General features: G+C 71.9%; 21 protein-coding genes. 13 read left to right on the top strand and 8 right to left on the bottom strand.

Annotation, left to right across the window (positions count from 1 at the left end; genetic code table 11):
- The first annotated feature begins 98 nt into the window (after positions 1 to 98).
- Positions 99 to 1,832, top strand: coding sequence for a DEAD/DEAH box helicase (locus GUI43_RS18035; RefSeq protein WP_112586740.1), 1,734 nt, complete (start codon positions 99 to 101; stop codon positions 1,830 to 1,832).
- Positions 1,833 to 2,341: 509 nt separating this feature from the next.
- Here the strand turns inward: GUI43_RS18035 and GUI43_RS18040 are convergent.
- The gene (locus GUI43_RS18040; protein WP_030337431.1) at positions 2,342 to 2,575 is read right to left on the bottom strand and encodes a DUF7455 domain-containing protein; all 234 of its coding nucleotides are present in this window, start codon (positions 2,573 to 2,575) and stop codon (positions 2,342 to 2,344) included.
- Between the two features lie 245 nt (positions 2,576 to 2,820).
- The gene (locus GUI43_RS18045) at positions 2,821 to 4,425 is read right to left on the bottom strand and encodes an RNA polymerase sigma factor (protein ID WP_112699328.1); all 1,605 of its coding nucleotides are present in this window, start codon (positions 4,423 to 4,425) and stop codon (positions 2,821 to 2,823) included.
- Between the two features lie 667 nt (positions 4,426 to 5,092).
- Here GUI43_RS18045 and GUI43_RS18050 point away from each other — a divergent pair.
- Entirely contained in the window at positions 5,093 to 5,911 is an 819-nt protein-coding gene (locus tag GUI43_RS18050; RefSeq protein ID WP_112586744.1) for an inositol monophosphatase family protein, read from the top strand.
- Positions 5,912 to 6,045: 134 nt separating this feature from the next.
- Here the strand turns inward: GUI43_RS18050 and GUI43_RS18055 are convergent, their stop codons facing one another.
- Positions 6,046 to 6,558: a LytR C-terminal domain-containing protein gene (locus tag GUI43_RS18055; protein ID WP_181518699.1), complete on the bottom strand. Its 513-nt coding sequence runs from the start codon at positions 6,556 to 6,558 to the stop codon at positions 6,046 to 6,048.
- A 432-nt stretch (positions 6,559 to 6,990) separates the two neighbouring features.
- On the opposite strand from GUI43_RS18055, the gene GUI43_RS18060 reads away from it, so the two are divergent.
- Entirely contained in the window at positions 6,991 to 7,287 is a 297-nt protein-coding gene (locus GUI43_RS18060) for a DUF4193 domain-containing protein (protein ID WP_007075406.1), read from the top strand.
- A gap of 119 nt (positions 7,288 to 7,406) precedes the next feature.
- Complete coding sequence (locus GUI43_RS18065) at positions 7,407 to 8,285, top strand: hypothetical protein (RefSeq protein ID WP_112699329.1); 879 nt, start codon at positions 7,407 to 7,409, stop codon at positions 8,283 to 8,285.
- A gap of 48 nt (positions 8,286 to 8,333) precedes the next feature.
- Here the strand turns inward: GUI43_RS18065 and GUI43_RS18070 are convergent, their stop codons facing one another.
- Entirely contained in the window at positions 8,334 to 8,867 is a 534-nt protein-coding gene (locus GUI43_RS18070; RefSeq protein ID WP_373861088.1) for a DUF3093 domain-containing protein, read from the bottom strand.
- Positions 8,868 to 8,951: 84 nt separating this feature from the next.
- Between GUI43_RS18070 and dut the strand changes: the two genes are divergently transcribed.
- The 4 genes from dut to GUI43_RS18090 all read left to right on the top strand — a co-directional run bounded on the left by dut (position 8,952) and on the right by GUI43_RS18090 (position 11,380).
- Entirely contained in the window at positions 8,952 to 9,488 is a 537-nt protein-coding gene (gene dut, locus GUI43_RS18075; RefSeq protein WP_091400603.1) for a dUTP diphosphatase, read from the top strand.
- 25 nt (positions 9,489 to 9,513) lie between these two features.
- Positions 9,514 to 10,176, top strand: coding sequence for a DUF3710 domain-containing protein (locus GUI43_RS18080; protein ID WP_091400606.1), 663 nt, complete (start codon positions 9,514 to 9,516; stop codon positions 10,174 to 10,176).
- 114 nt (positions 10,177 to 10,290) lie between these two features.
- Entirely contained in the window at positions 10,291 to 10,671 is a 381-nt protein-coding gene (locus GUI43_RS18085) for an OB-fold nucleic acid binding domain-containing protein (RefSeq protein WP_091400608.1), read from the top strand.
- Positions 10,672 to 10,696: 25 nt separating this feature from the next.
- Positions 10,697 to 11,380: a DUF3159 domain-containing protein gene (locus tag GUI43_RS18090; protein WP_112586752.1), complete on the top strand. Its 684-nt coding sequence runs from the start codon at positions 10,697 to 10,699 to the stop codon at positions 11,378 to 11,380.
- A 44-nt stretch (positions 11,381 to 11,424) separates the two neighbouring features.
- Here the strand turns inward: GUI43_RS18090 and GUI43_RS18095 are convergent, their stop codons facing one another.
- Together GUI43_RS18095 and GUI43_RS18100 are read right to left on the bottom strand one after the other, a co-directional pair.
- Positions 11,425 to 12,114: a potassium channel family protein gene (locus GUI43_RS18095; RefSeq protein WP_112586754.1), complete on the bottom strand. Its 690-nt coding sequence runs from the start codon at positions 12,112 to 12,114 to the stop codon at positions 11,425 to 11,427.
- Between the two features lie 3 nt (positions 12,115 to 12,117).
- A complete protein-coding gene (locus GUI43_RS18100; RefSeq protein WP_112586756.1) occupies positions 12,118 to 12,783 on the bottom strand; it encodes a potassium channel family protein in 666 nt (221 codons plus the stop codon).
- A gap of 163 nt (positions 12,784 to 12,946) precedes the next feature.
- Between GUI43_RS18100 and GUI43_RS18105 the strand changes: the two genes are divergently transcribed.
- From GUI43_RS18105 to dxs, 3 genes are all read left to right on the top strand, one after another.
- Positions 12,947 to 15,031, top strand: a complete 2,085-nt coding sequence (locus GUI43_RS18105; RefSeq protein WP_112586802.1) for an APC family permease — start codon at positions 12,947 to 12,949, stop codon at positions 15,029 to 15,031.
- Positions 15,032 to 15,101: 70 nt separating this feature from the next.
- On the top strand, positions 15,102 to 16,322 hold the full coding sequence (locus GUI43_RS18110; RefSeq protein ID WP_112586804.1) for a class I SAM-dependent RNA methyltransferase: 1,221 nt from the start codon (positions 15,102 to 15,104) through the stop codon (positions 16,320 to 16,322).
- Between the two features lie 115 nt (positions 16,323 to 16,437).
- Positions 16,438 to 18,384, top strand: a complete 1,947-nt coding sequence (gene dxs, locus GUI43_RS18115; RefSeq protein WP_112586758.1) for a 1-deoxy-D-xylulose-5-phosphate synthase — start codon at positions 16,438 to 16,440, stop codon at positions 18,382 to 18,384.
- Positions 18,385 to 18,482: 98 nt separating this feature from the next.
- On the opposite strand, the gene GUI43_RS18120 is transcribed toward dxs, so the two are convergent.
- Complete coding sequence (locus GUI43_RS18120; protein ID WP_112586760.1) at positions 18,483 to 19,676, bottom strand: hypothetical protein; 1,194 nt, start codon at positions 19,674 to 19,676, stop codon at positions 18,483 to 18,485.
- A 413-nt stretch (positions 19,677 to 20,089) separates the two neighbouring features.
- On the opposite strand from GUI43_RS18120, the gene GUI43_RS18125 reads away from it, so the two are divergent.
- Positions 20,090 to 21,853: a DUF6311 domain-containing protein gene (locus GUI43_RS18125; protein WP_249037781.1), complete on the top strand. Its 1,764-nt coding sequence runs from the start codon at positions 20,090 to 20,092 to the stop codon at positions 21,851 to 21,853.
- Positions 21,853 to 23,649, top strand: a complete 1,797-nt coding sequence (locus GUI43_RS18130) for a DUF6311 domain-containing protein (protein ID WP_112699331.1) — start codon at positions 21,853 to 21,855, stop codon at positions 23,647 to 23,649. Before GUI43_RS18125 ends, GUI43_RS18130 begins: the two co-directional genes overlap by 1 nt.
- On the opposite strand, the gene GUI43_RS18135 is transcribed toward GUI43_RS18130, so the two are convergent.
- On the bottom strand, positions 23,650 to 25,542 hold the full coding sequence (locus GUI43_RS18135; protein WP_181562574.1) for a DUF6311 domain-containing protein: 1,893 nt from the start codon (positions 25,540 to 25,542) through the stop codon (positions 23,650 to 23,652).
- Positions 25,543 to 25,613: the final 71 nt, after the last annotated feature.

Here is a 25,613-nt window from a genome sequence, read left to right on the forward strand (position 1 = left end):
CTTCGCGGCAGCTTCTGCGCGGAGGCGTTTTCATGGGCGGCGGATCCTCGTGGCCCTCGCCCGGGGTCCGCCATCGTGCGGTCGGAGAGGAGCTTCGCGTGGCAGCCCGGACGCCGGTGCTCGAGACGTTCCCGGCGCTACGCGCCTGGCAGCGCAAGGCGCTGGTGGAGTACCTGCGTCGCCGTAGCGAGGACTTCACCGCGGTCGCCACGCCCGGCGCCGGCAAGACCACCTTCGCCCTGCGGATCGCGGCCGAGTTGCTCGGTGACGGCACCGTGGAGGCGGTCACCGTGGTCGCCCCGACCGAACACCTGAAGAACCAGTGGGCCGACGCGGCGGCCCGGGTGGGCATCCAACTCGACGCCGCCTTCCGCAACGCCGACCTGCACTCCTCGGCCGACTTCCACGGCGCGGTGGTCACCTACGCGCAGGTGGGGATGGCCCCGCAGGTGCACCGGCGACGCACCATGACCCGACGCACCCTGGTCATCCTCGACGAGATCCACCACGCCGGCGACTCCCGGTCCTGGGGCGACGGGGTGAAGAACGCCTTCGAACCCGCCGTACGCCGGCTGATGCTCACCGGTACACCGTTCCGCTCCGACGACAACCCGATCCCGTTCGTCAGCTACGAGCGGGGCGGAGACGGGCTGCTGCGCTCTCGCGCCGACTCGGTGTACGGCTACTCCGACGCGCTGCGCGACGGCGTGGTCCGGCCGGTGCTCTTCCTGGCGTACTCCGGGGAGACCCGCTGGCGTACCAACGCGGGGGAGGAGTTGGCGGCCCGGCTGGGCGAGCCGATGACCCAGGACCTGGTCGCCCAGGCGTGGCGTACCGCCCTGGACCCGGCCGGCGACTGGATGCCACAGGTGCTGCGGGCAGCCGACGCCCGACTCACCGTGCTGCGCAACGCGGGCATGGCCGACGCCGGTGGCCTGATCATCGCCACTGACCAGCAGACCGCCCGCTCGTACGCCAAGCTGATCGAGCAGGTGACCGGCGAGAAGGCCGCCGTGGTGCTCTCCGACGACCAGGGCGCGTCTGCCCGGATCGCGACGTTCGCGGCGTCCGACCAGCGGTGGCTGGTCGCGGTGCGGATGGTGTCCGAGGGGGTCGACATCCCGCGACTGGCGGTCGGGGTCTACGCCACCAGCGCCAGCACGCCGCTCTACTTCGCCCAGGCGATCGGCCGGTTCGTGCGGGCCCGCCGGCCCGGGGAGACCGCGTCGGTGTTCCTGCCCAGCGTGCCGCACCTGCTCGGGTTGGCCAGCGAGATGGAGACCGAGCGCGACCACGTACTCGGTAAACCCAAGGAAGCCGACGGTTTCGACGACGACCTGTTGGAACGCGCGCAGCGCGACGACCAGGCTAGCGGGGAGCTGGAGAAGCGGTTCGCGGCGCTCTCGGCCACCGCAGAGCTGGACCAGGTGATCTTCGACGGCGCGTCCTTCGGCACCGCTGCCCAGGCCGGCACCCCCGAGGAAGAGGAATACCTCGGCCTGCCCGGTCTGCTCACCGCCGACCAGGTTTCGCTGCTGCTGACCAAGCGGCAGGCCGCACAGCTCGCCGCCCAACGCCGCCGTACGGCCGACGGGGCCGCTCAGCCGGCCGCTGCGCCCACGGCAGCGCCACCCGCACCCATGAGCGCCGCCCAGCGTCGCGTGGCGCTCCGGCGCCAACTGAACGCTCTGGTGGCCGCCCGACACCACCGCACCGGTCAGCCGCACGGCAAGATTCATGCCGAGCTGCGTCGGCTGTGCGGCGGGCCGCCGAGCGCCCAGGCCACCATCGAGCAGCTTGAGGAACGCATCGCCACCGTGCAGACCCTCTAGACCTGCCCGGCCACGCCGTGTCGCGTGATCCACTCGGCTTCCTTGAAGACGCGGTGTTCGAGCGAGGTGGAAAGCGCGACTTCCATGAACCCGAGTGGATCAACGGGCGCCTTGGCGGTACTGCGGCTTGCCTGCCCGGAACGGTTATGGCTGCCCCTATGCGGGCGTCCCGAACTCAAGATCACGCACCATCCTGGTTGTAGTGGTGTCGGTGCGTCGGTGAGGCCACCACATCCTGGTTCGAGCGTGACCTTGAGGGTCGGTGACGCCCAGACCTCGCTCCCGACCTGTCGGGGGCGGTTTCCGTCGTCAAGATCCGCTCAGGATCAGGGATGTTGCTGTCTCCGGCGTGACGCAGGCAGCAACATCCGGGAAGTTGCTCGGATCTTGGCGCGGGGCGCGGGGCGCGGGGCGCGGGGCGCGGGCGCGGGGCGCGGGGCGTTCGGACAGAAAAAGCTGACCGGAGGCACCCTCGGGGTGCCTCCGGTCAGCTATGTCGGTTTGCGGATTTAGTTCGCCATCAGATCGGCGCCACGCCAGCTGAAATCGGGCTCCGTTGCGAACCGCTCGGTGATCTTCACGAGATCCTCCGCGTACTTGTTCGCGTGGTGCCCGCAGAACACCAGCTCGCTCCCACCCGCCAGAGTGATCCGGAGCTTCCCGGCAGCATTGCAGCGGTCGCACCGTTCATCGGCGGCTGGGGGCGCCACCGTCTCGGGCGGCGGCGTGAGGGTCGGGGTCATCGCCTTCCTCCTCTGGTCGTCACCGATGAACAATCTCTTCGGTCGTTGCTCACCTATCGTGCAACACCCTTACTAGGCACTGCCTTCCCTGTGTGCCCGCGGGGGACCGAGGTCACACCTGGAAGGGACAGTGTGCCGTGCACCCAGGGTGCCACGTCAACGATCACATTCGTGCATCCGGACGATCACCATCTGGTGTTGCACACCAGGTGGTCAAAACGACACGTTCGGTTGACGAAACCCGCTCAGTCCAGGTAATCCCGGAGGACCTGCGACCGGGACGGGTGACGCAGCTTGGACATCGTCTTGGACTCGATCTGCCGGATCCGCTCCCGGGTCACCCCGTAGACCTGGCCGATCTCGTCGAGCGTCCGAGGTTGGCCGTCGGTCAGGCCGAAGCGCAGGCGTACCACACCCGCCTCACGCTCGGAGAGAGTCTGCAGCACCTGCTGGAGCTGGTCCTGCAGGAGCGAGAACGAGACCGCGTCGACCGCGACCACGGCCTCGGAGTCCTCGATGAAGTCGCCGAGCTGGCTGTCGCCCTCGTCACCGATGGTCTGGTCCAGTGAGATGGGCTCCCGAGCGTACTGCTGGATCTCCAGCACCTTCTCGGGTGTGATGTCCATCTCCTTGGCCAGCTCCTCCGGAGTGGGCTCGCGGCCCAGGTCCTGGAGCAGCTCACGCTGTATGCGGCCGAGCTTGTTGATGACCTCGACCATGTGCACGGGGATGCGGATGGTGCGGGCCTGGTCGGCCATGGCACGGGTGATGGCCTGTCGGATCCACCAGGTGGCGTACGTGGAGAACTTGTAGCCCTTGGTGTAGTCGAACTTCTCCACGGCCCGGATCAGACCGAGGTTGCCCTCCTGGATCAGGTCGAGGAAGGCCATGCCACGGCCCGTGTAGCGCTTGGCCAGCGACACCACCAGTCGGAGGTTCGCCTCCAGGAGGTGGTTCTTGGCCCGCTCGCCGTCGCGGGAGATCCAGCCCAGGTCACGGACCATCTCCCGGACGAGCTTCTCCTCGCCCTCGTCGGCAGCCCGCAGCCGCTCGGCGGCGTAGAGCCCGGCCTCGATCCGCTTGGCCAGCTCCACCTCCTGCTCGGCGTTGAGCAGCGGAACCTTGCCGATCTGCTTCAGGTACGCCCGGACGGAGTCGGCGGAGGCGGTCAGCTCGGCGTCGCGTCGCGCCTGCTTGAGGGCCTCGGACTCCTCGTCGTCCCACTCGAAGTCGTTGTCGGTCGCCGAGGCGGCGGCGTCGGTCTCGGCGGCCTGGGCCAGCTCGGCCGGCTCCTCGACCACCACGTCCTCGATCGCGGCGGCCAGCTCCTCCGGGTCGATCTCGCCCTCAGCGCCCTCGCCCTTGGCCTTGCCGCCAGCCTTGGTCGGCTTGGCTCCGGCAGCCGCGGCCACCGTCGCCTTGGTGGCTCGGGTCGACCGGGTCGCCTTCGCCGGCGTCGCGGTGGCGGCCTCGGCGCCGGTCGCCTTGCGAGCGGCCACCTTGCGCGGGGCTGACGTCGCCGGGGCGTCGTCGCCGGCGGGCGCCTGCTTCGGGGCCGGCGCGGCGGCCTTCTTGGTGGTCTTGGCGGTGGTGGCCCGGGACGCCGGCGTGGTCGAGCGGGCCGCGGCGACGCGGCGACGGGTGCTCGCCGAGCCGTCCACCACGACGGTCACTCCCGCCTCGGAGAGCGCCCGCAGGATCTTCTTGGCCTGGGCCGGAGTCACCTCGGCGGACTCGACGGTGCGCGCGAGCTGAGCCGACGTGAGCTGACCACCGGCGCTCTGCGCGTGGGCGATCAGGGTGTCGGTGAGCGAGCGAACGTCGGCGCCGGGCTGGCGGGGTTCTGTCACGAATGACCTTCCGGAGGCGAAGAGCGGGCACGGCGGGTTCGTCCAGCGCAGCGAGGGTTACCGTGCCGGGCGATGTGGTTGAGGGACCCTCGTGTCACGGTCCGGCCGGTGGTCGGCGGTCCGTGCCGCGTGGGCAGGGGTGAATTGTAACGCCGTCTGCGGCGATCATCCTGCTCCGCACCGCGTACCGCCGGTGGGGACCGTCGGTGGGGTGGAGATATGGGCTTCGCGGTAATGATAGCCGCGCGGCCGGCGAAGGGCTTCTGTCGTCGGGCCCGGTGGCGCGCAGATCGTGTCCGAACTGCCGTTTGAGCAGGCAGTACGAGGTCAACGAGGCGGTTGCGAGGGTGCGCGGGTGGCTCACCGAGGTCGCTGTTGGTCCGGCCGGTGGCGTCCCCACCAGGTCGCGGTTGGGCAACGGTTGTGAGCCGAGCATGGACGGGGCGGTAAGCACTTAAGCGACATTACCAACCGAAAGGGGCATATTGGTGGAGGTCGGCTGCTCAAGCCGCGAGGGCGGTGCGGGTGCGCCCACCTCCCAGCGGATCCCAGGTGCCAAAGATCCTGGTCTGGTGCCGTCGTGCGGCGTCGGGAACGATGATCTTCGGAAGCCGGGTCGGTAGTTTCACCCACCCACATGCACCCGGAGTGCGGAAAGAGGCGAATCATGACCAACTCGGCCACGACACCGTCGGAGCTGCTGACCATCGCGGTGGAGGTGGCTCGGGACGCGGCGGACACCGCGTACCGGATGCGCGCCGAGGGGGTCGTCGTCGCCGCCACCAAGAGCACCGTCACCGACGTGGTCACCGCCGCCGACCGGGCGGTGGAGCGGCAGATCCTCGACGCGTTGGCCGCGCGGCGCCCGGACGACTCGGTGCTGGGCGAGGAGTACGGCGAGGGAGCTTCCGGCGCGACGCGCAGCGGTGTGCGCTGGATCGTCGACCCGATCGACGGCACTGTGAACTACCTGTACGGGCTGCCGCACTCCGCGGTCTCGCTGGCCGCCGAGGTGGACGGGGTGGTGGTTGCCGGCGTGGTGCGCAACGTGAGCACCGGCGAGGAATGGACCGCCACGGCCGGCGGTGGGGCCTGGCGCGACGGTGTCCGGCTGCGTTGCTCCGGCGAGGTCGATCTGGGGCAGGCGCTGGTCGGCACCGGCTTCGGCTACGACGCCGGCCGTCGGGCGCACCAGGCGCAGGTGGTGGCCGGGCTGATCGCACACGTACGGGACATCCGCCGGCTCGGCGCCGCGGCGCTGGACCTCTGCCTGGTCGCCGAGGGGCGGCTCGACGCGTACTTCGAGAAGGGCCTTGCGGCCTGGGACCTGGCGGCTGGCGGGCTGGTGGCCGCCGAGGCGGGGGTTCGGGTCGCCGGCCTGGCCGGTCGGCCGCCAGGGCCGGATCTGGTGGTCGCGGCCCCGCCCGCGCTCTTCGCGCCGCTGCATGACCGGTTGGCCGCGCTGGACGCCGCCGGCGGTCCCTGACCGGCGGACCAGCTCCGCCGGCTTTGAGCGGCCGGCTCCGGTCTTAGAAGCGGCCGGCTGTGGTCGGCGGGCCAGGTCGGTGCCGGCCGCCGACGCCGGCCGCCGACCTGGACAGCGGCGGACCGGTTACGCCGTCACTTGGCGGGTGGGGACGGGCAGGAGCCCTTGGGAGCCTCCGGCGGACCCGAGTCGCCGAGCGACTGGTTGACCTCGGTCGTGGTGGCGAGCTGCTGGAAGCGGTTGCCCAGCACCACGTCCACGGTGTCGTCGGTGCGTTTCGGGTCGTAGCCCGGCACGGCGTTGTTGAGGAAGTACGCCTGGAGCAGGTGCGCGGAACCGACGCCCTTCGGGCCGTACCGCAGCACCGCGACGCTGTCGACCTTCTTCTCGTTCCCGGTCTTCTTGACCTGGAACTGTCGATTGCTGAACTCGTCGGCGACGGTGTGGGCGAGACCGGGCTGATCCGTGGCGTTGAAAACGTTGATCTTGACGTCTTTGCGCTCGCGCAGGGTCAGATCCGCCAGCGGCCAGCCCTCGGGGCAGCCCGCCGCGGTGCCCACGTTGCCCTGGCTGTCGCGGACCACGGCCACGACGACGAAGACCAGGGCGATGATCGCCAGCAGGCCGACGACGACGAGTGCTCGCACGCGCGCAAAACTCATCAGGGCACTCCCCGGACCTCAGTGGGTGGTGGCGGCCGGGAACGATCGCTCAGGCCGCCGGCCGTCGAATACGCCGCTGAGGTTAACGGTTGTCCGGCCGTCGCGTGGAAACAGCCCGACATGCCGGCGCGCCGACCGCGAACCGGGTACTACTACCCCTATCTTCGTGTCGCCTGAATCACATTGGGAACAACTTCGCGTGCGGGGGCGTACATCTCAGCCGCAAGGGCGGTATACATGCCTCGCCCAAGGGGGGGTAAGGTTCCGCGCTCGCAGGGGAGTCGCCCCGGCGAGCTCGACCCGTTCGGTCCTCGGGTCGGGTGCCCGACACAAGTGGTGGCCGGCCAGCGGAACCGAAACAGCGTCGTCCGGCGTTACAACCGGAAGCGACAACATCGATATGGGAGAGTGAAACCGATGGCCACCGACTACGACGCCCCGCGTCGCGACGAGGTCGACCTCGGCGAGGACAGCCTGGAAGAGCTCAAGGCACGGCGCGTCGACTCACAGTCGGGCGCGGTGGACGTCGACGAGGCCGAGGTGGCCGAGAGCTTTGAGCTGCCCGGTGCCGATCTGGCCGACGAGGAGCTCACGGTCAAGGTGCTTCCGATGCAGCAGGACGAGTTCCGGTGCGCCCGCTGCTTCCTGGTCCACCACCGTAGCCAGCTGGCAGTCGAGCGTAACGGCGAGCTGATCTGCCGCGAGTGCGTCTGACAACCGCAACAACACCGGCGGCGGCCTCCTGAACGGGGTCGCCGCTGCCGGTGTAGGCATGCGGCAGCGGTGGGTACCTGCTTGACTCGTAGCGGGTAGCCACAGCACCGGGAGGTCCGATGAGCGATCGAGGCGGCACCACCGATGGCGGCACGGACGGCCTTGGTGCCACCCGTGGCGCGGATGACCTTGGTGCCACCCGTGCCACGGAAGACCTCGGTGCCACCCGTGGCGCGGAAGACCTCGGTGCCACCGTCGCGGCGTTGACCGCGGACGACATCGCGCCGGCCCGACGCCGCCAACTGCTGACCCGGATGGTCGGGCAGGCCCGTGCGCGGGGCATCTCCGACCTGTTCAAGCCGCGCGCCGCCGTGCGGTGGATGGTCGACACCGTCGCCGAGATCGCCCCGCACGTGCCGGTACGGGACCTGGACACGCTGCGCCAGCACTTCCCCGGCCTGGACGATGCCGCCCTGGCCGACCGGCTCATCCGCAACGCGTCGAGGACCACCGCCGCGATCGGCGCGGCCGGTGGGGGCGTCGCCGCCGTCGAGTGGGCGGTGGCCCCGACCCTGCTCTCCGCGCCGGTGCTGCTCGCCGCCGAGACCGTGGCCGTGGTGGCGGTGGAGCTGAAACTCGTCGGCGAGCTGCACGAGATCCACGGCGTGGCACTACCGGCCGCCGGAAGCCAACGGGCGGTCGCGCTGGTGCACTCCTGGGCCACTCAACGCGGCGTCAACCCGATGGTGCCCGGCGTGGGAGTGGGAGCGGTGCTCGGCACCGCCGCCCGCAAGGAGTTGCGGGACATGCTGCTGCGGCGTTTCGGTCGCAACCTCACCACGCTCGGGCCGTTCCTGACCGGCGCGGCGGTGGCCAGCTTCCTCAACCGCCGGGCCACCCAGCAGATGGCCGACCAACTCCAGGTCGACCTGCGTCGGCGGGGCATCGCCCGGCCCGCGCCACCGGCGGCCCTGCCGGGCCCGCCTACCGGCACCTGAGCGGCCTTCGGCGTCGGACCGGCACCTGAGCGGCCCTTCGGCGTCGGGTCAGCCCGGCTCGCCCGCCGTCGGGTGGGTAGCCGTCAGGGCGTCCCGCGCGGTCAGCACCGCCTCGGCCAGCTCGACCGGATGGCGGGTGCTCACCACCCAGAACGGGGTCGGATCCGCGGGATCGTCGAGGATCACCTGCACTGCGCCGCCGATCCACGGTCGCTGCACCACGAAGGCGAGCGGGTCCGCGCCGACGCCGAGCACCTCACGTCGGCCGGCCACGTCCAGCGGCACCACGTCGGCCACGAAACGGACCGGCAGGCGGGCATCGTCCACCCGCAGCTCGGCGTCGGCCACCCCGACCCGGATCCGGCCCAGCCACCACAGCCCCACGGCGGTGAGCGGCACCAGCACGGCGAACGGCAGCCAGGCGCGGACGCCGGAGGCGCCCATCCAGATCTCGACGGCCAGCAACGCGGCGGCCACCAGCCCGGCCAGCCACAGCCACCAGGGCAGATCCAGCCGCTCGGTGTACGCCGAGCGGGCGGCGACCGGCGGCTGATCGGCGGACGGGGAGGGCGACATGCTCACTCCTGCGAGGGTACGGCGCACGGCAGCTCGACGAACCGGCAGGATGGCAGGGTCACCCCGCGAACCGGACGGAAGAGGGGACCCGTGACCGACGTCGTACCCGTGCCCGTGCAGCTGCTCGACCCGGAGCTGCCGTTGCCCACGTACGCCCATCCCGGCGACGCCGGGGCCGACCTGGTGGCGGCCGCGGACGTGGAGCTGCCACCCGGCGGCCGTGCCCTGGTGCCCACCGGGGTGGCCATCGCGCTGCCGGAGGGGTACGTGGGCCTGGTCCATCCCCGGTCCGGTCTGGCGGCCAGGCTCGGCGTGACGGTGCTCAACGCGCCCGGTACGGTCGACGCCGGCTACCGGGGTGAGATCCTGGTCAACCTGATCAATCATGATCGGGATGTGCCGGCGAAGATCTCCCGCGGCGATCGGATTGCGCAGCTCGTGGTCCAGCAGGTCGCGCGGGCGCGGTTCGAGCCGGTGGTCGAGCTGCCCGCGTCCCGGCGCGGGACCGGTGGGCACGGGTCCACCGGTGGGCACGCCGGGCTGGTGCCGTCGCCGACGGGCCAGGACCGGGTCGAGCGGCGGCCGAGCGAGCCGGGCCGCGGGCAGACGGAAGAGGTGGCAGGGTGAGTGTGAACAGCGGAGGGCAGGCGCAGTGATCTTCTCCCGAAAGCGGGCCGATGCGGAGCGGCAGACCCGTGACGAGCGGGCCACCCAGGTCCCGGACCAGGGTGATGCGACGCCGACGCTGGAGCGCGGCCCGTACGACATCTCCGAGAGCTACGACGACGTGCAGCGACTCGACCTGGGCAGCCTGCACATCCCGGCGATCGCCGACGTCGAGGTGCGGGTGCAGGCCGACCCGCAGGGTGTGGTCCAGCAGGTGGTGCTGGTGCACGGCGACAACGCGCTCCAGTTGGGCGTCTTCGCCGCCCCCCGGTCCGAGGGGATCTGGGACGAGGTGCGCGAGGAGATCCGGCAGTCGCTGCTCCGCGACGGCGCGAGCGCGCAGGAGGTCGCCGGCGAGTACGGCCCGGAGCTGCACGCCCAGGTGAATACCCCGGACGGTCCGACGAACCTGCGGTTCGTGGGAATCGACGGGCCGCGCTGGATGGTCCGGGGCGTGTTCCAGGGTCCGGTGGCCACCGACCCGGCCATGGCCGGGCCGCTCGTCGAGTGCCTGGACGGCCTGGTGGTCGACCGTGGGCAGGAGGCGAAGCCGGTCCGCGAGCCACTGCCGCTGCGGCTGCCCCGGGAGATCGCCGACCAGGCCGAGGCCGAGGCGGGCGACGCCGCCGCCGCGCCGCGTCAGGTCTGACCGGCGCGCACCGGCCCGCCGGAACCGGCCCCGTCGGCGTACGCTGGCGGCACGGTTCCGGCGCCGCCGGGGCCAGCCGGGGACGGCGAGCGTGGAGAGGGTGACGCGGAGGTCATGATGACCGACGAGGGCCGGGTGTCGCTGCGGCGCATCCTGCAGAGGTTCACCGCCAGCGAGGCCGAGATCGACGCGCAGGAGCTGCGTCGGGAGAGCGCCGAGTGCGGCGGAATCCCCGCCCAGCAGTGCTCCCGGGGTCAGGTGGTCTCGGTCGCCGGTCGGCTGCGCACTGTGGTCTACACGCCGCGCACCAATCTGCCCACCCTTGAGGCCGACCTGTACGACGGCAGTGACGTGGTGACCCTGGTCTGGCTGGGTCGACGGCACATCGCCGGGATCGAGCCGGGCCGGCATCTGACCGCCCGTGGCCGGGTGGCGGTGCGGGACGACCGCAAGGTCATCTACAACCCCTACTACGAGCTGGACTCGCCCAAGTGACGGCACTGCGGACGGAAGGCCGGCGATGACGACGGGACAGGACCGGGCGGCACAGCCGGATACCGACCCTCAGGACGAGGAGCCGCTGCCGACGATCGCCGAGCAGATGGCCGACCAGCTCGGCGGCTGGCGGGGGCTGGTCGAGTCCAGCATCCCGGTCGTGGTGTTCGTCGTCGCCAACATCATCGGCGAGCTGCGGCCGGCGGTGATCGCGTCGATCGCGGTCGCCGTGCTGATCGCGGGGCTGCGGCTGGCCCAGCGTCGGCCGATCCGGCACGCCGTCAACGGGCTCTTCGGCGTCGGCGTCGGCGCGGCCATCGCGTGGCGCACCGGCGACGAGCGTGACTTCTACCTTCCCGGCATCCTCTACGGCATCGGCTACGGGGTCGCCCTGCTGATCTCGGCCGTGATCCGGCAGCCGCTGGTGGGCTGGATCTGGTCGGTGCTGGTGGCCAAGGGCCGTTCGGAGTGGCGGTCCGACCCGAAGCTGGTGCGCACCTTCACGCAGCTGACAGTGCTCTGGGGCGTGGTCTGGTTGGCCAAGGTGGGCGTGCAGGCCGGGCTCTACCTGGCCCACCAGGACACCGCCCTGGGTGTGGCCCGGTTGGCGCTGGGCTACCCGCCGTACGCGCTGCTGTTGCTGATCACGGTCTGGACGGTGCGCCGGGTCACCCGGGAGTCGTCGCCGGCCCCGCTGCCCAGCGCCTGAGCGAGGCCGGGCCACCCGGATCGCTCAGCGCGCCCCCGTCGGGGTCAGCGTGAGCTGCGGGTCCGTTCGACGCTGTCCGGCCCGAGGATCACCGCGCGGACCTCGTCCTCCACCTCGGCGGTGCAGACGAAGATCAGCTCGTCGCCGGCCTCGATCGGGTCGTCCGGGCTGGGCACCAGGACCCGCTTGCCGCGCAGGATCGCCACCAGGGCGGAGTCGCGGGGCAGCGGCACGGCGTGGATCGGCTGGCCGACGTAGGGCGCGGTCGGCGGCAGGGTGATCTCGACGAGGTTCGCCTCGCCCTGCCGGAAGGTCATCAGCCGGACCAGGTCGCCGACGGTGACCGCCTCCTCGACGAGCGCGGCCATCACCCGCGGCTTGCTCACCGCGACGTCCACGCCCCACTGGTCGGTGAACAGCCACTCGTTCTCGGCCCGGTTGACCCGGGCGACCACGCGGGGTACCGCGAACTCGGTCTTGGCCAACAGCGACAGCACCAGGTTGGTCTTGTCGTCGCCGGTCGCCGCGACCACCACGTCGCAGCCGGCGATGTTGGCCTCCTCCAGGCTGCTCAGCTCGCACGCGTCGGCCAGAACCCAGTCGGCGGCCGGCACCCGGTCCGGGCGCAGCATCTTGGGTTGGCGCTCGATCAGCATCACCTGGTGGCCGTTGTCGATCAACTCCTGGGCGATCGAGCGGCCCACGTTGCCCGCGCCCGCGATGGCGACCCGCATGGCTCAGTGCCCTCCTTCCGGCGGCGTCGCCGCCACCGACGTGACAGTCGCCACGATGTCATCGCTGACCAGCATGAACACCTGGTCGCCCTCCTGCATGACGGTGGACCCGGTGGGCAGCGTGCCGATGCCGAAGCGGATCAGGTAGGCCACCCGCGCCCCGGTCGCGTCCTCCAGCGTCCGCACCGGTCGGCCGATCCAGTCCTTGTGTACGGGCACCTCGACGATCGACACCGTGCTCGTGGGGTCGCGGAAGATCTCCACGTTGCCCTCCGGCACCAGGTGTCGCAGCATGCGGTCCGCCGTCCACCGCACCGTCGCCACGGTGGGGATGCCCAGCCGCTCGTAGACCTGTGCCCGGCGCTGGTCGTAGATGCGGGCGGCGACCCGGGAAACGCCGAACGTCTCGCGGGCCAGCCGGGCCGAGATGATGTTGGAGTTGTCGCCGCTCGACACCGCCGCGAAGGCGTCCGCGCGCTCGATGCCGGCCTGCCGGAGCACCTCGCCGTCGAAACCGGCCCCGGTCACCGTGATCCCGGCGAAGTCGGGGCCGAGCCGGCGGAAGGCGTCGGCGTCCTGGTCGATCACCGCCACCGAGTGCCCTCGGGACTCCAGGCTGTGGGCGAGGGTCGACCCGACCCGGCCACATCCCATGATCACGACGTGCACGCTGTCCCTCCCAAGGTGCGTACCACTCCCGCTGCCGGTGGCCTTCGAGTGCGAGCCTGCCACGTCCCGGTCGCGAGCGGGGACCGACCGTACCCCGCCGTCGCGAGCAGCGGTGATCGCCCACCCCCGCGCCCTCGCCGTGGTGGTCGTACTCTTGGCGTTCGTGGCCAGTCCCACCTCGCTGCTGAAGCGGCTTCTTCTCGGTCGACCGTTCCGGTCCGACCGGCTCCAGCACACCCTCCTGCCGAAGCGCATCGCGCTGCCCGTGTTCGCCTCCGACGCGCTGTCCAGCGTCGCGTACGCGCCCGACGAGATCCTGCTTACCCTCTCCATCGCCGGTGCGTCCGCGTACTTCTTCTCGCCGTGGATCGCGCTGGCCGTGGTCGTGGTCATGCTCACCGTGGTGGCGAGCTACCGGCAGAACGTGCACGCCTATCCGTCCGGTGGTGGTGACTACGAGGTGGCCACCGTCAACCTGGGGCCGAAGTTCGGCGTCGGGGTGGCCAGCGCGTTGCTGGTCGACTACGTGCTCACGGTGGCGGTGTCGGTCTCCTCCGGGGTGGCCAACCTGGGCTCCGTGGTGCCGTTCGTGGCCACCCACAAGGTTCTGATCGCGGTGAGCGCGGTGGTCCTGCTCACCGCGGTCAACCTGCGCGGCCTGCGCGAGTCGGGCACGGCGTTCGCCATCCCCACCTACGGCTTCGTGATCGTGATGCTCGGGATGCTGCTCACCGGGCTGTTCCGCGTCTTCGTGCTGGGCGACGAGCTGCGCGCGCCGAGCGCCGACCTGGTGATCCAGGCCGAGCACAGCGTGACCGGTTTCGCGCTCGTCTTCCTGCTGCTGCGGACGTTCAGCTCGGGCGCCGCCGCGCTCACCGGCGTGGAGGCGATCTCCAACGGGGTGCCGGCGTTCAAGGCGCCGAAGAGCCGCAACGCCGCCACCACCCTGCTGCTGCTCGGCACCATCTCGGTGAGCATGCTGGTCGGGATCATCTGGCTGGCCCGGCTGACCCACCTCCAGTTCGTCGAGGATCCGAATCTCCAGATCGTCTCCGGCCCCGAGGGGTACGTGCAGAAGACGGTCACCACCCAGCTCGGGGAGACGGTCTTCGGCTCCGGGTCGATCCTGCTCTACGTGCTGGCCGGGGTGACCGCACTGATCCTGTTCCTGGCCGCGAACACCGCCTTCAACGGTTTCCCGGTGCTCGGCTCGATCCTGGCCCAGGACCGCTACCTGCCCCGCCAGTTCCACACCCGGGGCGACCGGCTGGCCTTCTCCAACGGCATCACCTTCCTCGCCCTCTTCGCGATCGTGCTGATCGTCGGCTTCCAGGCCGAGGTGACGAAGCTGATCCAGCTCTACATCGTCGGGGTCTTCGTCTCGTTCACCGTCTCCCAGGTCGGCATGATCCGGCACTGGAACCGGCACCTGCGCACCGAGCGGGACCCGGAGGCCCGTCGCCGGATGCACCGCTCCCGGGCGATCAACACGTTCGGCGCGGGCCTGACCGGTGCGGTGCTGGTGATCGTCCTGATCACCAAGTTCCTGCTCGGCGCCTGGATCGCCATCGCCGCGATGGCGGTGATCTACGTGCTGATGCTGGCCATCCGCCGGCACTACGACCGGATCGCCGTCGAGCTGACCCCGCCGGACGAGGGCCGGGCCGTGCTGCCCGCCCGCAACCACGCGATCGTGCTGGTCAGCAAGCTGCACCAGCCGACGCTGCGGGCCATCGCCTACGCCCGCGCCACCCGACCGGACACGCTCACCGCGGTGACAGTCAACGTGGACGAGAAGGACACCCGGGACCTGCAGGCCGACTGGGAGCGCCGGGAGATGGCGATCCCGCTCACCGTGATCGACTCGCCGTACCGGGAGATCACCCGCCCGATCCTGGACTTCGTCGCCTCCACCCGCCGCAAGTCGCCCCGGGACGTGGTCACCGTGTTCATCCCGGAGTACGTGGTCGGCCGTTGGTGGGAGAACCTGCTGCACAACCAGAGCGCCCTGCGCCTCAAGGGCCGGCTGCTCTTCGAACCGGGGGTGATGGTGGTCAGCGTGCCGTGGCAGCTCGCGTCAACAGCGAGCAAGAACCTGGACCGGCTGGACGCCACCCTGTCCCGGACACCGGCGCGGGGGCCACGCAGCGCCGTGCCACCACTGGTCACCACGCCGCCGGTGGCCGCCACGCCGCCCGGCGAGAGCGGGCCCGAGAACAGCGGAACGATGGGGAACAGTCGTGACTGAGCAGGGCGGTCCGCGGACCGCGACATCCAGGGCGCCGTCGGCGTCGGCCTCGTCGGCGTTCGAGCGAGGGCTGGCCGAGACGGACCGGGTCGAGCTGACCGTCGACGCTGTCGCCCCCGGCGGGCACTGTGTCGCCCGGGTGGAGGGGCAGGTGGTCTTCGTCCGGCACGCGCTGCCGGGCGAACGGGTCATCGCCGAGGTCACCGAGGTGCACCGGGGGTTCGTCCGGGCCGACGCGGTGACAGTGCTGGAGCCCTCACCGGACCGGGTCGAGCCGCCCTGCCCGTACGCGAAGCCGGGTGCCTGCGGGGGCTGCGACCTCCAGCACGTCGCACCGGCCGCGCAGCTGGCCTGGAAGACCGCCGTGGTCCGCGAGCAGCTGGTCCGCCTCGGTGGGCTGACCGACGTCGAGCTGGACCGGCTCGGCGTCCGGGTCGAGGCGTTGCCCGGTGGGCTGCTCGGCTGGCGCTCCCGGGTCCGTTACGCGGTCGACGCCGCCGACCGGGCCGGCCTGCTCAAGCACCGCTCGCACGAGGTGGTGCCGATCGACCGCTGCCGGATCGCCCACCCGGCCATCCAGCAGCTGCCGGTGCTCACCCCCACCGGTGCGCGCTGGCCGGCCGCCGAGGCCGTGGAGACCGTCGCCAGCACCGGCGGGGACGTGACCGTCACGGAGATCCGCGATGGGGTGCCCACCCCGGTCAGTGGCCCGACCGAGGTCCGCGAGGTCGCCGCCGGACGGGACTGGACGCTGCCCGCGTCCGCGTTCTGGCAGGTGCACCCGGCCGCCGCAGACGCCCTCTCCACGGCGGTGCTGGAGCTGCTGGACCCGCAGCCGGGCGAGGTCGCCTGGGACCTCTACGGCGGCGCTGGGCTGTTCGCCGCCGGGCTGGCCGCACGGGTCGGCGCGACCGGCCGGGTGACGGTGGTCGAAGCGGCGGCGCAGGGTGTCGCCGCCGCCCGGGAGAACCTCGCCGACCTGCCCGGCGTCGAGGTGGTGTCGGCCCGGGTGGAGACCGCGCTGGCCCGCCGACGAATCACCGGCCCGGTCGACGTGGTGGTGCTCGACCCGCCGCGCTCCGGGGCCGGCGCCCCGGTGGTTCGCGCGCTGGCCGCCGCCGGCCCGCGGGCGGTCGCGTACGTGGCCTGTGACCCGGCCGCCTTCGCCCGGGACGTGCGTACCTTCGCCGAACTCGGTTGGCGGTTGGCGGCGCTCCGGGGCTTCGACCTCTTCCCGATGACGCAGCACGTCGAGCAGGTCGGGCTGCTGCTTCCCCCGGCCGCGCGGTAGAACACCCCGCGTCGGCGCCTGACCGGGTGCTCAGCTGCCCACTCCCCGCCCGGCCCAGCTGCGTGGGGCTCGGGCCGGGCTGCGGAGTACCGGGGGGCCGATAGACTCTCCGGTCATGAGCGTTGAAGAGGACACGGCCAACCACGGCCGGCTGCTGGGGACGGTTCGCGGTCCGCAGGACGTCAAGCGGATGTCCGGCGAGGAACTGGACGTCCTCGCCGCCGAGATCCGGGACTTCCTGATCACCAAGGTCTCCCGTACCGGCGGGCACGTCGGACCCAACCTCGGTGTGGTCGAGCTGACGCTCGCCATGCATCGCGTCTTCGACTCCCCCCGGGACCGGCTCCTGTTCGACACCGGCCACCAGGCGTACGTACACAAGATCCTTACCGGGCGTCAGGCCGGCTTCGACAAGCTCCGCCAGCGCGGTGGCCTCTCCGGCTACCCCAGCCAGGCGGAGAGCGAGCACGACCTCATCGAGAACTCGCACGCTTCCACCGCGCTGTCCTACGCCGATGGCCTCGCCAAGGCGTACGCCCTCCGGGGCGAGGCACGCAGCGTCGTGGCCGTGGTCGGTGACGGCGCGCTGACCGGCGGCATGTGCTGGGAGGCGCTGAACAACATCGCCACCGCCGGCAACTCCCTCGTGATCGTTGTCAACGACAACGGCCGGTCCTACTCGCCGACCATCGGCGGGCTGGCCGACCACCTCTCCTCGCTGCGGCTCAACCCCGGCTACGAGAAGGTCCTCGACACCGTCAAGGACGCCCTCGGCTCCACGCCGCTGGTCGGCAAGCCGATGTACGAGGTGCTGCACGCGGTCAAGAAGGGCATCAAGGACGCTGTCGCCCCGCAGGCCATGTTCGAGGACCTGGGCATCAAGTACGTGGGCCCGGTGGACGGGCACGACGTGGGCGCGGTCGAGGCGGCGCTGCGCGCGGCCAAGAACTTCGGCGGCCCGGTCATCGTGCACGCCGTCACCCGCAAGGGCTACGGCTACCGTCCCGCCGAGGAGGACGAGGCGGACTGCCTGCACGGCCCCGGCAGCGCCTTCGACGTGGAGACCGGTGCGCTGCTGGCCGCCCCGTCGGTGAAGTGGACGCACGTCTTCGCCGACGAGCTGCTGGCCATCGCCGACGAGCGCCCGGACGTGGTGGGCATCACCGCCGCCATGGCCGAGCCGACCGGCATCGCCAAGCTGGCCCGCAAGTACCCCGAGCGGGTGTACGACGTGGGCATCGCCGAGCAGCACGCGGCCACCTCGGCGGCCGGGTTGGCGCTCGGTGGCCTGCACCCGGTGGTCGCGGTCTACGCCACCTTCCTCAACCGCGCCTTCGACCAGGTCCTGCTGGACGTGGCGATGCACAAGCTGCCGGTGACCTTCGTGCTGGACCGGGCGGGCATCACCGGCCCGGACGGGCCCAGCCACTACGGCATCTGGGACATGTCGGTCTTCGGGGTGGTGCCGGGGCTGCGGATCGCCGCTCCCCGCGACGCCGCCACCCTGCGGGAGGAGCTGCGCGAGGCGATGGCCGTCGACAACGGCCCGACCGTGGTGCGGTTCCCGACCGGTGCGGTCGCAGCGGACCTGCCGGCGCTGCGCCGGGTCGGCACGGTCGACGTGCTGGCCGAGTCCGCCCGTACCGACGTGCTGCTCGTCGCCGTCGGCTCCTTCGGCCAGTTGGGCATGGAGGTGGCCGCCCGGGTCGCCGAGCAGGGCTACGGGGTCACCGTCGTCGACCCGCGCTGGGTGCGTCCGGTCCCGGCGGAGTTGGTCGACCTGGCCGCCCGCCACCGGCTCGTGGTCAGCGTCGAGGACGGCGTGCGGGTCGGCGGGGTGGGCGACGCGCTCGCCCAGGCGATGCGTGACGCCGACGTCCGGGTTCCGCTGAAGGACCTGGGTGTGCCGGCCGACTGGCACCCGCACGGCACCCGCGCGCAGATCCTCGCCGACCTGGGCCTGACCGCTCAGGACGTGGCCCGCAACGTCACCGGTTGGATCTCCGGCCTGGATGCCACCCCGGACCGCCTCACCCCGAGCGACGCGGCCGCACAGAACTGACGAGACGAACAACGGCGGGCGTCCCTCGGGACGCCCGCCGTCGTGTGTCCATCCCCAATCCCGTCGCCCTGCCCACGCCCTCGCGGGCGAGGGTGGGGCTAGCGGGGGGAGATTGAGCGGTAGTGGGTTTTGTCGGTGTTGGCGAGGCTGTAGGTCTGGGAGCGGGACGGGGTGGGGATGACCGCCAGGCCGGGGCGTTCGACCAGCAGGGGAGTGCCCGGCGGAACTGACAGGGAACTGTCCCGGGTGGCCCGCCAGCTCAGTACCACCAGCGGCTGACCGGGCACCGGCAGTTGGTACGCCTGCAACGGGGTGGCCCGGTCGGCGGGTGAGACGACGGGCGCGCTCCCGTCGGCCGGTCGATAGATCACCGCCGTCATCGCGCCGGCGTCGGTGTCCCAGCTGAGCTGCTGCAACTCGGCCGGCTCGCCGCCGCCGAGGGCGACTTCGCCCAGCGAGCGCACGGTGAGCTTCGCCATCGGCCAGGACGTCGGCACCGAGCGTGGGGCGTCCCGGTCCCCGATCCGGCGCGGGATGCTGCCGAAGGGGCCCCGATCGCCGGACAGCACGCAGGTGTCCAGGCCGGTGAGTGCCCGCCGGCCCGTGCCGGACTCGTCGCGGACCAACGGGTAGCGCGGGTCGACGGTGCCGGTGCCCAGGTCGAGCAACCGGTCGGCGGCCCGCCCGCGGGGGAGTGACTCAGTGGTTCGCAGGGTCGCGGTCACGCCGACGGCCGTGCAGGACGGCACATCGACCGGTGCGCTGAGACCGTCCGCGATGGTCAACGTCCGGTCCTTTGGCCCGAGGAGGCTCTGCACCCGGGCCGAAACCAGGTAACGCCGGCCACCGGCCGTCTGCACCGGCAGTACGTCGGAGTAGACGAGGTAACCCGGATCGGTGTACTCGGTGGCGCGGGTCACCGCGTACCGGTCGCCCTCGCGCGTCAGTTGCAGCAGCCAGGACGCGCTTTCGCCGGGCACGTCGGCGGCCACCAGCGCCACCGGGGCGCCGTCGACCCGACCGGAGAAGAGGATGCCGGACGAGGGCAGGTGCGCGCGGTCGTCGGCCGGCGACCGCCAGCCCCGGACCGCCGCGGTGACCGCCGCCGTCGCTGCGGCGTCCCCGGAGAGGTCGCCGCGGGGCGGCCACACGGCGAGGGTGCCGTCCAGGCTGTCGTACCCGACCCGGAGGTCCTGCGGCTTGCGCTCGGCTACCGGACCGCAGGCCGTGCCGGCCAGCAGCGCGCTCAGCAGGACGGGAAGCGCCCTGCCGTACCGACGGCCTGGAGTCACCTGGCCCGCCCCCGATCGCCTCGCCGTCGCTGTCGGAAAGCGCCATAGTACGAGATGTCCGATGCGGCACCTCAGTTGGCCGGCATCCGAACCACCACAATGGACACCACCGGGGGTTTAGGGCGTTTTGGTTGCTCCGGTAGACTCCGCCGACTGTGACGCCTGCCGAGTCCCGCGCCCTGCCCGCGCCGCACCCGGAGGCGGCAGCCGACTCCGCCGAGCTGGTGAACTACCGCACACCGGCCGGCCTCTTCGCCGGCCCGCCCGCGCTGGCCGCCCCCACCACAGCGCCGGCCGAGCCCGAAGCGCCGGCGGACCCCGAAACGCCGGCCGAGCCCGAAGCGCCGGCGGACCCCGAAACGCTGGCCGGGCCCGGAGCACCGGCCGAGTCCGAAACGCCGGCCGAGAGCGCGGTGCCGACGCGGGCTTGGTGGCGTCGGTGGACTCGGCGTCGGCAGCACCTGGCGGTGGGCGGGCTGTTCCTGCTCGCCGCACTCTGGGTGACCAGCCGGATCTGGTTGGACCCGTCCGGTCGGGTGGCCTCGCTCTACACCGGTGACCCGGCGCAGGTGCAGTTCTTCCTCGCCCACTCGGTACGCGTGGTGCTGCACGGCGAGTACCCGTTCTACACCGAGCAGTTCAACTACCCGGACGGCGTCAACCTGATGGCCAACACGGCCGTGCTGGCGCTGGGCATCCCGATGGTCCCGGTGACGCTGCTCTTCGGGCCGGCGGTCTCCTTCGTGGTGCTGGTCACGCTCGGTCTCGCCGGCACCGCCATGGCCTGGTACCTGATGCTCTCCCGCCACCTGGTGCGTACCCCGCTCGCGGCAGCGGTCGGCGGCTGGTTCTGCGGGTTCTCGCCCGCGATGCTCTCGCACGCCAGTTGGCACCCGAACATCATCAGCCAGTTCCTGCTGCCGTTCATCGTGTGGCGGGTGCTGGTCCTCACCCGCTCCGGAAAACCGGTTCGGGACGGGGCCCTGCTCGCCCTGCTGGTCACCGCGCAGGCGTTCATCAACGAGGAGATCCTGCTCTTCACGGCGCTGGCCTGCGGCGTCTTCCTGCTGGCGGTGCTGGCCCAGGAGCCGGCCCGGTGGCAGGCGGCGTGGCGACCCCTGGGCGTCGGCGTGGTGACCTGCGCGCTGCTGGCCGGGGCGCTGCTGGCGTACCCGCTCTACGTGCAGTTCGCCGGGCCGATGGCCTACCACGGGCTCAGCGACGCGGTGAAGGACTATGGCAACGACATCGCCGCCTTCTTCGCCCCGGGCTCGCCCACCCTCGGCGGCAACCAGCGGGCCAACATCAACCTGGCGCCGAACTACTCGGAGGAGAACGCCTTCTTCGGCTGGAGCCTGTCGATGCTGGCCATCGGCATCGTGGTCTGGCTGCGCCGGGAGTTGATCGTTCGGGCGCTCGCGGTGACCGGCGTGTTCTTCGCCGTGCTCTCCCTCGGCGAGCGGGTCTCCTGGTGGGACCGCGAGCTGATCACCGGGCCGTGGCAGTGGTTGGTCCACCTGCCGCTGCTGGACGCGGTGGTGCCGACCCGGTTCGGGCTCATCACCAGCGTGGTGATCGGCCTGCTGCTGGCGCTCGCCGTCGAGCGGGCCTGGGCGCTACGCCCGGCCGACCGCCGTACCGTCCACGTGCTCACCGCCGCGGGCCTGGCCTTCGCGCTGCTGCCGATCGCACCGATGCCGCTGCGGATGGTCTCCCGGCCGCCGGTGCCGGACTTCATCACTGCGGACCGGTGGCGGGCTTACGTCGGCCCGGACCAGACGCTGGTGCCGATCCCGGTGCCCAGCATGGGCAACACGCACGGCATGCGCTGGGCCGCGGCCACCAACCTCGACTTCAAGATCCCCGGCGGTTACTTCCTCGCGCCCCGCAACGGCAACACCGGTGACGCGGGCCGGTTCGGCGGTCGTCCCAGCGGGGTGGGTCAGATGCTGGAGGAGGTGGCGACCACCGGCCGTACGCCCAAGCTGGACGACCGGCAGCGTCGGCGCTTCGCCGACGAACTGCGGCACTGGCGGGCGGCGATCCTGGTGCTGCCCGTGCGGCAGCAGAACGCCGAGCCACTGCGACGTACGGTCGAGGAGCTGGTCGGCCCGGGCCGCCAGGAGTTGGATGTCTGGGTCTGGGACGTCCGGACGCTCACCGACCGTTCGGTCTGATGGCCACCGGGACGACGTCCCCGAACACCTCGTTGCCGGCGACGGGCGGCACGTCCCGTCCGGCCTGGCTGCGGGACGCGCTGGTGGTGGCCGGCTATCTGGGCCTCGCGGTGCTGGTGACCAGCGAGCAGTGGGGCCGCCCGTGGCAGCTGTTCCACCAGGCGGGTGACCAGATCCTCTTCGAGTGGATGCTGGCCCACGCGGCGCATGCCGTGGTGGAGGGGGAGAACCCGCTTTTCAGTACCGGGTTGAACGCGCCCGACGGGGTCAACCTGATGGCGAACACCTCGGTGCTCGGCCTGGGTGTCCCGCTCACCCCGGTCACCCTGCTCTTCGGCTCGCAGGTGGCGTTCTGCGTGGCGGTCGTCTGCTGCCTCGCCGGGACCGCCGTCGCCTGGTACGTGCTGCTGCGTCGCCGGCTGGTCGGCGCCCGGGCCCCGGCCGCGGTGGGTGGGCTGATCTGTGGCTTCGCCCCGGGCATGATCGCTCAGGCGGGCGCGCACCTGCACATCGCCGCCCAGTTCCTGGTGCCCGCGATCCTCGCCCTGGTGTTCCGCCCCGCCTCGGAGACGACGCGACACGGCGTGTGGCGGCCCGGCGTCGGCCTGGGGCTGCTGCTCGTCTGGCAGGTCTTCATCGGCGAGGAGGTGCTGGTCTTCCTGGTGCTCGCGGCCGGCGTCTTCGCGCTGGGTTACGCGCTCGCCGACCGGGTGGCCGCACGGCGGCTGGCGCCGGCCCTCTTCGGCCGACTCGCGGTGGCGGCCGGCGTGGCGGCGGTGCCGCTGGCGTACCCGCTGTGGTTCCAGTTCCACGGCCCGCAGCACTACTCCGGGATGGCGTTCGCCACGCAGGGCTTCCAACTGGACGTCGCCTCGTTCACCGCGTCGGCCCGGCAGACGGTGCTGGGTGACGACTGGCTGCCGGGGTTGCTCTCGCCGAATCCGACCGAGGAGAACTCGTTCTTCGGCCCGGGCCTGCTGGTGCTCGCCGTGGTGATCGTGATCTGGCAGTGGCGACGACCGCTGGTCCGGGCACTGGCCGCCTGCGGCGTGGTCTTCGCCCTGCTCTCGCTCGGCGACGAGCTGCGGGTGGACGGTGAGGCCACCGGCATTCCGGGGCCGTACCGGCTGGTCAGCGGGCTGCCGTTGCTCGATCTCGCGGTGCCGGCCCGGTTCGCGCTGGTCTGCGTACCGGTGCTGGGTGTGCTGGTGGCCCTGTCCCTGGACCGGGTCCGGGCCGCGCGCGGGCCGAACGTGGCGCCGGGCCTACCGGTGCGGCTGCTGTGGGCCGGCGCGGTCGCCGCCGCGTTGCTGCCCCTGATTCCGACGCCGATCCGCGTGGTGCCGGTCGCGCCGGTGCCGGCGTTTCTCGCCACCGGTGGCTGGCGTCCGCTGGTGCCGCCGGGCCGGACGGTGGTCGCGGTGCCCCCGGTCACCGGTGCCGGGCGCAGCCCGGTGATGCTCTGGTCCGCCCGTACCGCTCTGGGGTTCGCCGCGCCGGGCGGCTACTTCATCGGCCCCAGCGGCCCGGACGACCCGGCGGCCCGCTGGGGCGCGCCGGACCGGCCCACGTCGGTGCTGCTGCGGCAGGTGGCCGAGACCGGCGCGGTGCCGGTGCTCACCGACGCCGACCGCCGCCAGGCCGTCGAGGACCTGCGGCACTGGCGTGCCGCGGTGGTCGTACTCGGGCACCTGGAGCACGGTGACCCGGTCCGCCGAACGGTCGACGACCTGCTCGGCCCGGGCCGACCGGTCGACGGCGGATGGTTGTGGGACGTCCGGGACCGGGTCGGCTGACTAACCCACCAGGGCGCGCACGTCCCACACCCAGACGTCGTCGACCCGCTGCGGTGGCCCGAGCAGGGCGGTGACCAGCTCACGGAGCACCGCCTCGCGGGGGTGCGCCCCGAGCACCACCACCGACGCCCGCCAGAACCGCAGGTCCTCGACAATTTGGCGGCGGTTCTCGTCGGTCAGCGCCGGAACGGTGCCGCTGTCCATGGTGGAGTAGATGAGGGAGCTGGTCGGTCGGTTCGGCGCACCGAAGACCCCCTCACCCAGCTCGTTCGGGCCGATGAAGTAGCCGCCCGGAACGGGGAACTCCTGCCCGGTCAGCGCACTCCACCGCAGCGTCGGCAGACCGTGCACGTTGCTCGGGATCGGCACCGGCACCAGGGTTCGACCCGCCGGCACGTACGGCCGCCAGCCGCCCGCGGTGATGAAGTGCGGCGGTGGGTCGATCTGCTGGGCGGGCAGTGGGCGGGGGAAGAGCGGCAGCACGGCGAGGGCGACCGCCGCGTACCCCACCGGGCGCAGCCACCGACGGCGCGACGCGACCGGGCCGGTGGGCTTGGCGGGCTCGGGGGACACAGCCGGGGCCCCTTCGGCGGAGCGCTGGGCCGGCACCCGCGGCCGGTCGGCCGCCGGGCGCCCCTGGCGGTGCGCGGCGTCCCAGGTCAACGCGAGCAGTACGCCCACCGCGGCGGCGACCACCAGCGTCAACCGGGTCGGCATCATCATCTCGACCAGCGGCAGGTCGTCCGACACGTACGACCAAGGGCCGCGCACACCGGTCTCCACACCGTTGAAGCGCACCCACGGCCCGATCGCGGCCACGCTGAACACCACGATGAGCACCGCGGCGATCCGGGCGGCCAGCGAGCGGCGTACGAGCAGCACCAGAGCCACCACCGAGAGCAGCACCAGCGGCCAACCGAACCAGGTGTTCTGCTCGGTCAGACCGATCGTCTTCTCCACGGCCGGGTCACCGGCCCAGGTGTCCCGGGCGAAGGTGACGAAGGCGACCAGGTCCTCGCCCCAGTTGTGGAAGACGCCGCCCTGCAGGCCCCGGTAGGACTGCGGGCCGTTGAACTGGAACCAGATCGGGTACGCGGTGAGCACAAGGGCCAGCCCGCCGGCGACGCCGAGCCCGGCCAGGAACGTGCCGGCGGCGGCCCGGGTGGCCCGAGGCCGCTGCACGGCGTATGCCAGCACGATGACCAGGCAGGCCAGCGCGGTGAGCAGCAGCATCTCCTCGTTGATGAAGATCTGGTACGCCACCAGCGCACCGAGCACGAGCCCGTTGCGGCGCCACCGGCCCGGCTCACCCAGGGTCAGCACCCGCACCACGATCAGCGGGAGCAGGAAGTTGGAAACGAAGTTCGGTTGGCCGTTGGCGTGGTGGATGATTCCCGGCGCGAAGCCGAGGAACGCGCCGCCGACGAACGCCGCCGCACGGGAGCGCACCAGGTGGCGGGAGAGCATCCAGTAGCCGGTGCCGGCGGTAGCCGCCAGCGCCGCGCCCAGGTAGAGCGCGTACATCACCTGAGGGCCGAGCAGCATCGTCAGCGGAGCCAGCGGCAGGGTCACCCCGAGCAGCGAGGTGTTGGCCATCATGTTCACCCCGTCCGGGGCGTTCTGACGGGCCGTGAACAGCGGGTTCTCCAGGTGCCGCACCGAGTACTCGCCGTGCGCGAACAGCCACTCGAACCAACTGTGATCGGTGGGCAGGTGCGAGGAGACCCGGCCGTTGACGTCACCCCAGTAGTTGAGGCAGACGAACACGCCCAGCAGCACATAGGCTCCGAGGGCCAACAGGTCGGCTCGGGCCGGACGGCGTCGAGGCCGTCGTGTCGACTCGGCCTCGGCCGGGTCGACGTCGGTCACGGGATTCAGCGAAGGGTCTACCACCGGCACAGCCACGACGCGCCATCGTACAGGCGGGGTTCCGTCACTTTTGCCGGGCCGGTGCGCTGACGGTC

The organism is Micromonospora noduli, from assembly GCF_003264365.1.
Lineage (GTDB): Bacteria > Actinomycetota > Actinomycetes > Mycobacteriales > Micromonosporaceae > Micromonospora > Micromonospora noduli.

Excerpts from the sequence above, each read along its gene's own strand:
- GUI43_RS18040 (WP_030337431.1), bottom strand. The coding sequence starts at position 2,575 with ATGACCCCGACCCTCACGCCGCCGCCCGAGACGGTGGCGCCCCCAGCC.
- GUI43_RS18050 (WP_112586744.1), top strand. The coding sequence starts at position 5,093 with ATGACCAACTCGGCCACGACACCGTCGGAGCTGCTGACCATCGCGGTG.
- GUI43_RS18060 (WP_007075406.1), top strand. The coding sequence starts at position 6,991 with ATGGCCACCGACTACGACGCCCCGCGTCGCGACGAGGTCGACCTCGGC.
- GUI43_RS18065 (WP_112699329.1), top strand. The coding sequence starts at position 7,407 with ATGAGCGATCGAGGCGGCACCACCGATGGCGGCACGGACGGCCTTGGT.
- GUI43_RS18085 (WP_091400608.1), top strand. The coding sequence starts at position 10,291 with ATGATGACCGACGAGGGCCGGGTGTCGCTGCGGCGCATCCTGCAGAGG.
- GUI43_RS18090 (WP_112586752.1), top strand. The coding sequence starts at position 10,697 with ATGACGACGGGACAGGACCGGGCGGCACAGCCGGATACCGACCCTCAG.
- GUI43_RS18095 (WP_112586754.1), bottom strand. The coding sequence starts at position 12,114 with ATGCGGGTCGCCATCGCGGGCGCGGGCAACGTGGGCCGCTCGATCGCC.
- dxs (WP_112586758.1), top strand. The coding sequence starts at position 16,438 with ATGAGCGTTGAAGAGGACACGGCCAACCACGGCCGGCTGCTGGGGACG.
- GUI43_RS18130 (WP_112699331.1), top strand. The coding sequence starts at position 21,853 with ATGGCCACCGGGACGACGTCCCCGAACACCTCGTTGCCGGCGACGGGC.